The following is a 12675-nucleotide window of genomic DNA, read 5'->3' on the forward strand; positions in this document are numbered from 1 at the left end:
TTGATTTTAGAAATTCTCTTCCAATAAAATTTTACTTTTTCCTGTTTGTTTTTCTTTTTGATAATCAAAACTAATCTCGCGGATTGTGAGCCTGCTGAATTCTTCCTTACTATTCGTTATCTGACTCATTACAGTATTAAATCTTTCTATGAAAAGCATAATCTGGTTTTTATCGTACTTAGCAGCATCATAGGTTAGTATACAAGTAATACTGGATTCATTTTCATAAAAATCAAATGACATATTATGAGTAATTGCAGCATCTTCTTTAAAAATGACATTTACCCCCAACTCCTCTGATCCTGCTGATTCTGGCTGCGACCAATCCTGAACATCATGATTTTTATGGTAGTTGTATTTAATGTTGAAAACTGCCTCTTCATTTTCTTTATAAAAAGAATGAGCGTTTTTTTCTGCTAATTGGAAATCAGTAAAAAGATTCTCCTTTATCTCTGTTATCCTAAAATTCAAATCGTTGTAAACATCCAGCAGTAATTTATCATTGCTGATATTAGCTGCAAATGGTAAATCCAATTTATGCCATTCATTAGGCGCTTCTTCCGGAATTGAAATTTGTAAGGCAACCTCATCATTTTCAGTATATTTTCGTATTGTGGTTTTTAAAGAAAATAGTACCGATGTAAAAAGATCACTGTTGTTTAAATCTGATAATTTCTTTAATCCTTCTTTTAATTCTGTGCTAATAGAAAACTGAAATTGAGAGCCGGATTTATTCAGTCTTTCAATACTTTGTCTTTCAAAAGGAAATACAACATTTGAAAAATTATTTTTGAAAACAGATTTCCAGTAACCACTCATTGCGATTTCTTTTTTATCATCTTCTGAAAGAAAATCAACAAGTTCCAATTTTGTTTCCGGTTTGGTTATTAATTGAGAAACCAGAGCTTCAAAATGTGTAAATACTTTTTCGATAAATGATTTTTCGTAGATATCTGTATTGTAATTTATTTCAAGAAATAATCTCTCATTGTCTGAAAATCTAAAAGACAAATCAAACTGCGAAGTTTTACGTGTTGAGGCATAAGGTTTAATGTACAGGTCTACAAGCTTTTCATCTTCTTCCTTATTTAATTTTGTCTGATTATGCAAAACAATCAGGATATCAAACAGTAAAGCCTTACTTCTATCTCTTTTTAACTGCAGTTTGTCAATCAATTCATCAAACGGATAAAGTTGATTTTCATAAGCTTCCAGAATAACTTCTTTTTCATGCTGCAATAATTCAAGGAAACTGTTTTCTTGATTTATTTTGGTTCTTAAGGCTAAAGTATTCAGGTAGAGTCCTATTTGATTTTCTAAATCAGGATGCTCTCTTCCTGCAACCGGAGTTCCTACAACAATATCATTTTCTCCGGTATATTTACTTAACAACGTGTTGATTCCAGCTGTTAATACCATGAACAATGATACATTCTGCTCTGTAGAGAAATCTCGTAATTTCTGTGAAAAATTATCCGAAAACTCATGCCCAAGATAATCTCCATTATATGTTTTTACCGAAGGTCTTATTTTAGAACCAGGCAGTTCGATGGTTGGAAGATTTCCAGAAAATTGATTCAGCCAATATTGTTCTGAGATTTTATATCCTTCTTTTTTAATCTCATTGTTAAGCCACGCAGCATAATCTTTATACTGAATTCTTAACTCTGGTAAATCTACTTTTCTATCCTGAACAAGAGCATTATAAATAGAAACAACCTCTCCAACTAACAATTCAGATGACCAGCCGTCTCCAATAATATGATGCATCGATATAAAGAATACAAACTTACCTTCCTCTGCTTTGATTAATGAAGCACGAACAAGAGGCGCTTTTTCTAAATCAAATCTAACTGCATTTTCTTTTTCTACATAAGCAGCCAAATCTTCTTCGGTTGTTTTATTAGAGCTAAGATCAACGTAATTAATACTAAAATCCAGATCTTCAACAGGGGTTATAAACTGTCTTAACTCCTCATCTTTATTAAGTTTGAAAGAGGTTCTTAAGCTTTCGTGTCTTTCAATAAGATGAATAAACGATTCCTGAAATTTTGGAATAATTAAATTTCCTTCAAGTCTAAAAACAGTCAGCATATTGTAGGCTAAAGAAGCATCTTCAAACTGGCTTATTAACCAGAACTTTTTTTGTGAAGCCGTTACTGAATAAGAATCAGAAGGAGCAATTTTTTCAATAAAGAAAGATTCTGTTTCTTTTCCTTTTAACTGTCCTGATAAGGCATCAATAGTAGGATTTTCAAAAAATGTTTTTACAGAAATATTTAAGCCTATTTCTTTTTTGATTAAGTTGATAATTCTAACAACTAATAAACTGTGTCCGCCAAGATTAAAGAAATTATCAGTTACACCAATTGTTTCTACTTTTAATATTTCCTGCCAGATTTGAACTAATTTTTCTTCTGTTTTATTTCTTGGCCCAACATATTCTTTTCGGATAATATCTTTCTCAGAAATTTTAGGAAGTGCTTTTCTGTTGATTTTTCCATTCGATGTTAAAGGCATATTTTCTAATGCTATATAATACGATGGCACCATATATTCCGGCAGTACTTTAGAAAGACTTGACTGAATTTCTTTTTTATCTAACTGTGTTTCTGAAACGTAATAAGCAATTAAAAACTTCTCTTCGTTATTTTGCCCCACTGTTACAATAGATTGGCTTATGCCTTCAATTGATACAAGGTTTCTGCTTATTTCTCCTAATTCGATTCTGTGTCCTCTTATTTTTACCTGATCGTCAAATCGTCCTAAGTATTCAATATTACCATTTGGAAATTGTTTTACTTTATCTCCGGTTTTATAAAGTTTTGCTTCTGTTTGAAGAAGTGTATCCTTAACAAATTGCGTTTCTGTTAATTGCAGATTATTCAAATAACCATTTGAAACACCATCTCCACTAATTACCAATTCGCCTTCAACACCTACAGGACATAGTAAAAAGTTCTGATCTACTACAAATACATTAGTATTAGAGAACGGTCTTCCGATTGGAATACGATCGTATGAATTTTCCAGATCAACAACATGAAGTAATTTCCCAATAGTTGTTTCTGTAGGTCCGTAATGATTAACGATGGTAATCTCAGGTTTTTCGGCTTTGATTTTTTCTACAACATCAACGGTTAGCTCTTCTCCTCCAAAAATAATCATCTTGTTAGGCGATTGGCTTTTTAAGTTTAATGATTTCCAATAACTTGGCACAATTTTAATACAATCAACAGAATGATTTTCATAATATTCCTGGATATAATTTACATCTCTTAAGCTGTCTTTTGAAAACAAATGCAGTGTTTTCCCAGTCAGCAAAGAACCAAAAAGAACTGTATTTCCTAAATCTGTAGCAAGTGTTGACATTAAAGCAAAAGAGTCATTATTTTCTATTTGAATCTTTGCTTTTAATCCAAAAACATAGTCGTTTATATTTTTATGATTTACCAATACTCCTTTTGGATTTCCGGTAGATCCTGAAGTATAAATCACATAAGCATTGTTTGAAATATCGACTTTTTCAAAAGGAATTTCTTCGATATTTTTAAAGTCTTTTTGCTCGTCTAATGCAATTATATCTGCATCAAAATCTTTAAAAATAACTGCATCAGCACTGTTTGTAATAACAATTTTTGCTTTGGTATCCTCAAGAATAAAGTTGATTCTTTCTAATGGATAATCAGAATCTACAGGAACATACACAGCTCCAATTTTTAAAACAGCCAATAGTCCTGCAATTGCTTTTTCAAGATGATTGTTGAAACAAATTATAATTTTATCTCCTTTTTCAACATTTTTTTCAAAAAGCTGAGCAGCTAATGCATTTACTTCTTTAGATAAATCTGCGTAAGTAATATTTTTTTTCTCAAATGCAATTGCTGTAACATTCGGATTATTAGCAGCTTGTTCCTCAAATAAATCCACAATGGTTTTATCTTTTGGATAATCTACAGTCAAATTATTGAAATCAAACAACAATTGTGTTCTTTCATTTTCTGTTAAATAATCAACTTTATTAACAGCGGCATCAGGGTTGGTTATAAACTGGTTTAAAAGAATTTCGAAATGCTGAAACATTCTTTCAATTAAAAACTGATCGTAGATATCTGTATTATAAGTAATTGACAGATTTAAGTTTTCTGCTTCGATGAACATAAAGTTCAGGTCAAACTTTGAAAAATTACTCTCAAAATCTACCGGTTCTATTTTTATACCACTTAATTCTTCATTGGTATTTAAATTAGCAACCTGGTTTTGGTTTTGTAATACTACTAAAACATCAAATAAAAACGAACGGCTGCTATCCTGAGGCAAGTTTAGTTTCCACACTAATTCATCAAAAGGATAATCCTGATGCTGGTATGAATTTAATAATAACTGCTTTTCTTTTAGCAATAATGACCTAAACGTTTCCTGCTCATCCAGTTTTGTACGGATAGCAACAGTATTTAAATAAGGCCCAATTTGATTTTCTAAATCAGGGTGCTCTCTGCCTGCAACAGGTGTTCCAAGAATAATATCATCCTGTCCGGAATATCTTGACAAAAGTGTATTTATTCCGGCCATTAAAGTCATGAATAAAGTAACATTTTGGGTTTCTGAAAATGACTTTAATTTTTTGGTAAATTCAACCGAATAAACATGTTCTGCTTTATTTCCGTTATTGGTTTTTATTAAAGGACGTTTTTTAAAAGCAGGTAATTCTAATACAGGCAATTCACCTGAAAATTGATCTAACCAATAGTTTTCAGAAATTTTGTTTTTTTCTAAATGTGCTTCATTTTGTGACCATGCAACATAATCTTTAAACTGGACATCTAAGCCTTCTAATTCTGTCTGGCTTCCATTTAATAAGCTGTTATAAGCGCTGATTATTTCTTTAAATAAAATCAATGAAGACCAGCCGTCTCCAATAATATGGTGCATTGTAAAATAAAATACATGTTGGTTTTCATTTACTTTAATTAAATAAGCTCTTAAAAGAGGAGCTTTTTCTAAATTAAATGGTTCTGCGTTTAAGCTGATTAAGTAAGGTTTAATTTCTTCTAATGAATTAAAATGTGATAAATCCTTTTCAGTAATCTCAAAAGCAGTTTCGCTTACCGGTGTAATATATTGATGAACTTCTCCGTCTAAATTTGATTTGAAAGAAGTTCGCAGGATTTCATGACGCTCAATAATATTTTTAAATGCTTCATTGAATTTTAACTTATCAATTTCTCCATCCATCAGGAAAGCATTAGGCATATTATAAGCAATAGAACTGCTTTCTATTTGCGAAACAACCCACATTCTGTATTGTGTTGAAGATAAATTGTAATATTCCTGAGTCTGAACTTTTGCAATAGCTTCGAAAACAGATTTCTTCGATTCTGCAATTAGTTTTGCCTGCTCTTTTAAAACCGGATTAGTAAATAAATCATAAATGCTGAGTTCTACATCAAAATTTTGCTGAATTCTAAGTCTCAACTGAATAAGTTTAATACTGTTTCCTCCTAAAAACAAATAGTTATCCTTCAGTCTGATTTTTTCAACATTCAATATTTCTTTCCAGATCCCAATCAGTTTTTGTTCTGTTTCATTAGCTGCAGTCTCATCTTCAATTACATTATTATCTGCGGCTAATGTATCTTCGATTATTTTTTTCAGTACAACCGGATCAATTTTACCATTCGCGTTAATTGGTACTTCATCAAGTGCAATAAAACGAGAAGGAACTTCATATTGAGATAAATATTCAAGGCAGTGTTTTCTGATATCGTTTTCATCAACAGCTGCTGATTTATAAAAACATACCAAAATTACACTCAATAAATCTTGTTGATAAGTAAGGCATTTTACCATATCAACCTCTTTTAATTTCAAGATCGTTTGTTCAATTGTATTAATATCAATACGAACACCATTGATTTTTACCAAACCATCTTCTCTTCCGGTAACGATAGTATTTCGCTGCGAATCATATTTTCCGTAATCGCCTGTTTTATAAATAATATCTGTTGAATCTGTTAACGGATTTTGGATAAATTTATCAGCTGTCAGCTCCGGATTTTTGTAATATCCTTTTGTTAAAAATGGGGTTTTTATATAAATGCTTCCTACTTCGCCAATCTTGCAAAGTTTATTTTCTTTATTTAAAATTAATATGGCAGTATTTGAAATTGGCTGTCCTACGCAAAACACATCAGATAATTCTCCTTGAAGTTCTTTTTCTATTCTATAAAATGTGCTAAGAATTGTAGCTTCTGTAGTTCCGTAAAAATTAATAATTTCTGTATTGTTTCCGTGGCATTCTCTCCAGTTTACAACATCTTTGTTGTATAGTTTTTCTCCAGCCAGTAATATGTATTTCAAATTAGGGAATGAAAGACTTTTTTCTTTGCCTTCAGAATAAATACTCAAAATCCTGAACAAAGTTGGCACCATATGAAGCACCGTTATATCATAATTTCTTATCCAGTTTTGTAATTGAATAATATCTTCTTTTGTTTCTGAATTAATTAAACAAAGTGTACTTCCGTTAATTAACGCCATAAAAACAGCCTGGATTGAAGCATCAAATGAAAAAGAAGGCAGTAATCCTATTTTATCAGATTCTTTTATACCCAGTTCTTTTGATTCCCAGTGTATAAAATGACTCAAACTTTTATGACAGCCTAAAACCGCTTTTGGATTACCGGTTGAACCTGAAGTAAAATAAATATAGTTTGGATCGTTTTCGCCAAATTCTAAATTTGGATTTTCATCAGACAAATGTGTTTTACATGTAACATCGACATACGCACCATTTGAATAGGAATACAATTTATGATCTAACGCTCCGCGACTATCAATTGATAATGTTATGATAAATGGAATAGAATAATCGAATGAATCACTAAACTGATGCAGCAGCGAAAGATCTTCTGAAGCAGTAATATATACTTTTGGCATTATTGTGGTATACAATTCCTCCCAATGGTTTCGTTTGTACTTTTTATCAATTGGCAGATAAATTGCTCCAGACTTTAAAGCAGCAAGTAATGATATAACCTGAAGTCTTGGATCTGAGAAATAAACAGTGGCGATCTCACTTTTTGATATGTTATTATGAAGCAAAAGATGAGCCAGCTTATTTGAATATTGATTTAGCTCCTGGTATGATATATTTCCTTTATCGCCTTGTAAAGCAATATTGCTACCTTGATTTTTTACTATATTTTCAAATACGGTATGGATTATTTTTTTGCTCATTTGTATATAATTTTATGTATTAGAAAGCATTCTTCAAATATTTAAAAACAACTCAAAAATTATCTTGGATTTCTATTTTTCATTACTAATTCATTTTAAAATAAGTTTCTGAAATGTTGTTTCTTGTTAATGATTCAAATGCAATAAACAATTTGATTTATTCAAAAGTAGCAGTAACCTAAATCTAAATATTACGGATTTTTCGTAAAATAATTACGGACTTTCACTGTCTGGATACAGTCTTAAAATAATATTTAAATCACAGAAAAGACTTTAAAAAATGGGCTTTATGCACAAAAAAAGGGCTTGGCTTAATTAAAGCCAAACCCTTTTTTTGTGATAACTATCTGTGTTATTAGGATAGCATTATACAGATTTCAAACAGATTTTACCAAATACTAACTTCTTCAATGCTTTCAGATTTCAACTGTCCAACAATTAGTTTTTTGAGCCAGCTGTTTGATAATTCAGGAAAAACAAGTCCATATTTACTAAACAATTCATTTGATTCATTACTCATGTATTTTACATTTCTTTTTTGTGATAAATATCGGTTTACCCAAATATTATAACCATAAATACATTCATACTCCTTTTCAGAACCTTTAAAGTTAATAACTTCATTTTTAAAAGCAGTATCATCTACTATTTTACATGGATAACCAATTTGGTTCATCATGGAAGCAATTTCCTTAATCGAAAAATAAGATGTGTTTTCTAAATGTATACAATTTAAGTCTGAAACTATTTTTTGTAATGCCATTGACGCTACAACATTTGAAATCACATCTACATAGGAAAAAGATATTTTTTCATTGTATGAAGCAGGAATCTGATTCAATGCAATAATTCCATTTAGAACCTGAATAACTCTGTTGTCTTTGGCATTTTTTTGAAACTTACCCGTAACAGAATGTGCACCAATATGACCTACGCGGTATATTTTACCTTTTAACCCCTCATCAAATGCTTTGCGTACCATTTTCTCAGCCTGAAATTTTGACTTTTCATAACCAGACAAAAATTCTTGCCCAATATCAAAATGGTGTTCTGAAAAATCCTGTACTTCGCCAAGTGTATAACCGCTTACCGCTAATGTCGAGATATAATGAAGTGTCTTGCTTTTGCCTAATTTCGAAAAAGAGATTATTTCTTGTGTTCCCAGTACATTAGTATTGTTTAGTTCATCATACGATTTTACAAGATTAACGTTTGCCCCACAGTGAATAACCGTATCAATATAATTGGCAAAATAACTATAGTCTTCTATACCTAAAAGTCTTTTAGACAAATCGCCCAGTATTATATTATTATTGACTTTCTCTGACAGCATTTCGCCCGGAAAATAATAATCAAGAGTGTCTTTTAATTTTTGTTTTGCCATATATAAATTTTCTGCTTTTATAAGGCAATACACTTCTGCATCTTCCAAAAGAAGATCTCTTAACGTACTAGATCCTAAAAATCCCGTTGCTCCGGTTAATAAAATTGCATTACGGTATTTTTTTGTTTTTTGACTAACTGGAAAATTAAGCATTGGTTTTCCTACTGTACATACATTATTATAAAATAAATGAGCAAAATCATTCAATTCTTGTTTTTTATCCAAACCAGTATACGAAGCCAGATGACCTATAAAAAGATTAGCTATTTTATGAATTTCCTGACTGTTAAAACAAGCGGTATTGTATTGAATATCAAAGATTAGTTTATTACCAATAAACCTTCCTGTAAAGAATAATTTATATTCGCTGTTATTTCTATTTGATCGTGTTGGACTTGTTGTATAATGTGAAGGAGTCAATTTAAGAGATGAATTACTATAAGATTCCGGAAATTTTCCCAAATAATTAAATCGTATATCTGATTTGTTTTTTTTATCACCTGCAAAAATATCTCTGTGAGAATTGATTGTATTAGCATATCCTGTAATTGGAACCATAAATTCTTTTAACTGATGAACTGATCTATGGCTTTCATCAAAATCAACCGGAATTGTTGTTGACCACCAGGAGACTGACCTGCTCAAATCTATACCTGCATTTTCTTCGGGCCTTCCATGAAATTCAACATCTACAGAGCATTCTCGAATGTTGTAATAATCGAATACGGAACTAATAAAACTGCTTAGAAAAAGATCTTGTAATTTTAAATTATTATCTGATATGGCTTCAATCTGTCTTAATTTTTCAGAACTTTCATCAGTTGCAACTATTGAAATGACAGAGTTAGAATATCCCGTATTATTCTGGTTTACTGGAATTTTCTTTATTTTATTACTAATTCCCAACGGTTTGTATAAATCCTGAAAAATAGTTTTACTTTTCTTGTAAAAATGATTCTGGATTTGTTCCCTGATTACAGGTAATGGCTTTTCAAGACCAAAAGACTCGTATCTCCATACAATTTCTTCCATTAAAGTATTCCAGGAAATAGCATCAATAATAAGATGATGACTAACAAAAAATAAATAATTCAGATTTTTTGCAGTATCTGTCAGTAATACTGATTTGAACAAAATTCCTTCTTCTATAGAAATAGTATTAACCAGATCATCAGTAATTTTTAAGAGCTGGTCTGTAAATAATTTTTCTGAACTTAAATTATGTACAATTAAAGGCGATACGTGATTCAAATTATTTTCCGGAACATAATCATCAGCAACATTGATAAATTTCAAGTTACAGTTTTCATGAGATTTCAAGGATTCTTCGATTGATTTTGCCAGTATCTTAACATCAATATCACCTTGAATGTCAAACAATACACTTTGTGTATACGCATTTAAATCTAGGGTTTTATTCTGTAAAAATGTCAATTGAGAACTTGTAAATTGTAAATCTGATGATTCGGCAACCGTATTATCCGAAACATTTTTTTTAGATTTTTTTAATGCAATAAAATGATCTAAATATGGATTATCGTATAAAGTTGTTAAGCTTACATCAAAACCATTTAATTGTAATTTCCCAACAAATTTTATAGCACTTAAAGAATCTCCGCCGGAATCTAAAAAATGTTTGTTTGTATTTCCTAAACCAAATATTTCCTGCCAGCAGTATAAAACATTATCTTCCCAGCTATTCAAATCTAAATCTTTAAAAAGCTTTGTACTTTTATTTAAATGCTGTTTTCTTAATGTTTTAAAATCTATTTTTCCATTTCCAGTATACAATATTTCATTCTGAATATAAATATGGCTCGGGATTTTATAATCTGGTAAAATTGTTTTAAGCCACAACAACAGTTCTTCTTTTTGAAGTGTTTCGTTTTCAGTAACTTTTACAAAACATTCTATAAAAGCAGTATCATTTTCATAAAACACATTTAATCTGTTGTATAAAATTTTAGCATGCTTGTTTAAGGCAGATTCTATTTCGCCCAATTCAACTCGATGTCCTCTAATTTTTACCTGATTATCATTTCTGTTTAAAAACACAAAGTTTCCATCTTCCGAGACACTGCAGATATCTCCCGTTTTGTATCCGCGAGCATTGGTTTCTTCATTAAAAAAGAATTTTTCCTGTGTTTCCTGTTCATTATTAAAATAACCAATTCCTACTCCGGGTCCTTCAATATACAATTCGCCCATTCCATTTTTTTCATTGACCAGATATGCGCGTCCTTTTCCAATTGGTTTTCCAATAGGCACACTATTTTCATTTTCTAAAATTTCGTTTAGTGGATAAACTAATGCTCCAACTGTTGTTTCACTTGGTCCGTAATGATTTAGAATAGATGAAAAGAGTTTTAAACTTTTAATCTGTTTAATTAATTTCCATGGTAGTTTTTCACCGCCCAGCACCAGAAAATCCAATTTATAATCTGTTCCAAAGTTTAAAAAAGGAAGCATTACTTCTATATGCGAAGGTGTTGTTTTTATAAAATTAATTTGTTCGCTTTTCAAGATAGAATTAAAAACAGACGGATCTCTTGACTCATTTCTATTAAAAATATAGAGCATTCCGCCAGATATCAAAGACAATAAAAAATTGGTATGTCCTAAATCTGTCGAAAAATTAGTAACATGTGCCGCATTTAACTGATCCGGGCTTTTTAAAAGTTCATATAAATTACGAACATAATGCATAACATTATCGTGCGAAATTTTAATTACTTTAGGAACTCCTGTTGTACCGCTTGTGGTAATCATATAACAGATCTCGGATATTTCAACCGAGTTTAACAGTTCTTCGTTTTCAAGTTCTGCCATAAGCTCTGATTCGTGCAAAATCTGAGTTTCCGATAACATTCCTTCTTTATCATTATCTTGATCTCTTGCAATAATATAAGCTGGTTTTGAATACTTTAATTTGCTTTTAAGTACAAGAATTTCATCATCATCATCTAACAATATTGGTATTCCTCCTGCATAAGCAATTCCCCAAAATAACAATATAGTAGCTGTATCTTTTTTAGTCAAAAGCCCTATTCTGTCATTGAGTTTTATTCCTTTGTTTTTTAATCTTACAGCTAGTTTCAGCGCATATTTTTGTAAGTCAGAATACGTATAATGATTACTACTATCCTTAATCGCAATACGATCAGGATGATTATTTGAAATATCTTCAAATAAATTGGTTAATTTTTTTTGCTCTTGTATCATCTCAAAAAATAGTCAAATGAATAATTAAGTTGAATTATGGGTAGGACTGTCTGGTTGGCCTGATAGAAATATTATCTAAATGCACATTTCCGGGCATTTGAACTAAAAACTGAACAACTTTTGCCACGTCGTCGCCTACAAGCACCGGTCCAATTTCATTGCAGTAGTTTGCAAACCAATCCATATCGTAGCCGGCAGATTCCTGAAAATTTGTTGAAACCAAGCCCGGTTCAATTAAGGTAACCCTTATTCCTTTAGGCCCTAATTCTCTTCTTAAAGCTTCGGTTAAACCATGAACTGCAAATTTTGTAGCTCCGTAAACAGAATTAAATGGTGAAACATTTCTTCCTATTGTTGAACCTATTACTACAATATCTGAAGGAGTTTCGGTATCTGATCCTTTTTCTCTTTCGGCTATCATCACCTGAGAAATTGCTTTTAGCTGATGCTGTAATCCAAGCACATTTATATGCCATAAATTTTCCCATTGCATTTCATCAGAAGTAATTAAAGTTCCTGGTAATCCTCTTCCGGCACAGGCCACAAAAAGACTTGGACTTAAATTCCAATGCTCATTACAAGCCTTTATGCATTTTTCGAGAGTTTCTTTATCTGTAACATCACCAGCAACTACAATTGCTGTTTCTGCTCCGGTTTTTGTATTTATTTCCTGTTTTAGCAAATCCAGTTCTTTTTCGTTTCTTCCGTTTAAAACAATTCTAAAACCATCAGAAGCGATACGTAATGCTGTATTTCTGCCTATACCTGAGCTTGCGCCCGTTATAATTCCTACTCTATTGGTGTTTTTCATTTTCTTATTTTTTTATTAG

The 12675-nt window shown here is 31.1% G+C and carries 3 protein-coding genes; all 3 read right to left on the reverse strand.

Translation table 11 applies throughout. The features are described from left to right. Nucleotides 1-6: 6 nt before the first annotated feature. The 3 genes from PQ462_RS15845 to PQ462_RS15855 all read right to left on the reverse strand — a co-directional run bounded on the left by PQ462_RS15845 (nt 7) and on the right by PQ462_RS15855 (nt 12656). A complete protein-coding gene (locus PQ462_RS15845) occupies nt 7-7239 on the reverse strand; it encodes a non-ribosomal peptide synthetase (RefSeq protein WP_274250715.1) in 7233 nt (2410 codons plus the stop codon). 388 nt (nt 7240-7627) lie between these two features. After that, entirely contained in the window at nt 7628-11845 is a 4218-nt protein-coding gene (locus PQ462_RS15850) for an AMP-binding protein (protein ID WP_274250716.1), read from the reverse strand. Nucleotides 11846-11879: 34 nt separating this feature from the next. Next, nucleotides 11880-12656 (reverse strand): SDR family oxidoreductase, encoded by a 777-nt coding sequence (locus PQ462_RS15855; protein ID WP_274250717.1) that lies wholly within the window; start codon nt 12654-12656, stop codon nt 11880-11882. Nucleotides 12657-12675: the final 19 nt, after the last annotated feature.

Source organism: Flavobacterium sp. KACC 22758 (genome assembly GCF_028736135.1).
GTDB classification, from domain to species: Bacteria; Bacteroidota; Bacteroidia; order Flavobacteriales; family Flavobacteriaceae; genus Flavobacterium; species Flavobacterium johnsoniae.

What these genes read in the sequence shown, in the direction of transcription:
- PQ462_RS15855 (WP_274250717.1), bottom strand. Translation starts at nt 12,656, where the DNA reads ATGAAAAACACCAATAGAGTAGGAATTATAACGGGCGCAAGCTCAGGT.
- PQ462_RS15850 (WP_274250716.1), bottom strand. Translation starts at nt 11,845, where the DNA reads ATGATACAAGAGCAAAAAAAATTAACCAATTTATTTGAAGATATTTCA.
- PQ462_RS15845 (WP_274250715.1), bottom strand. Translation starts at nt 7,239, where the DNA reads ATGAGCAAAAAAATAATCCATACCGTATTTGAAAATATAGTAAAAAAT.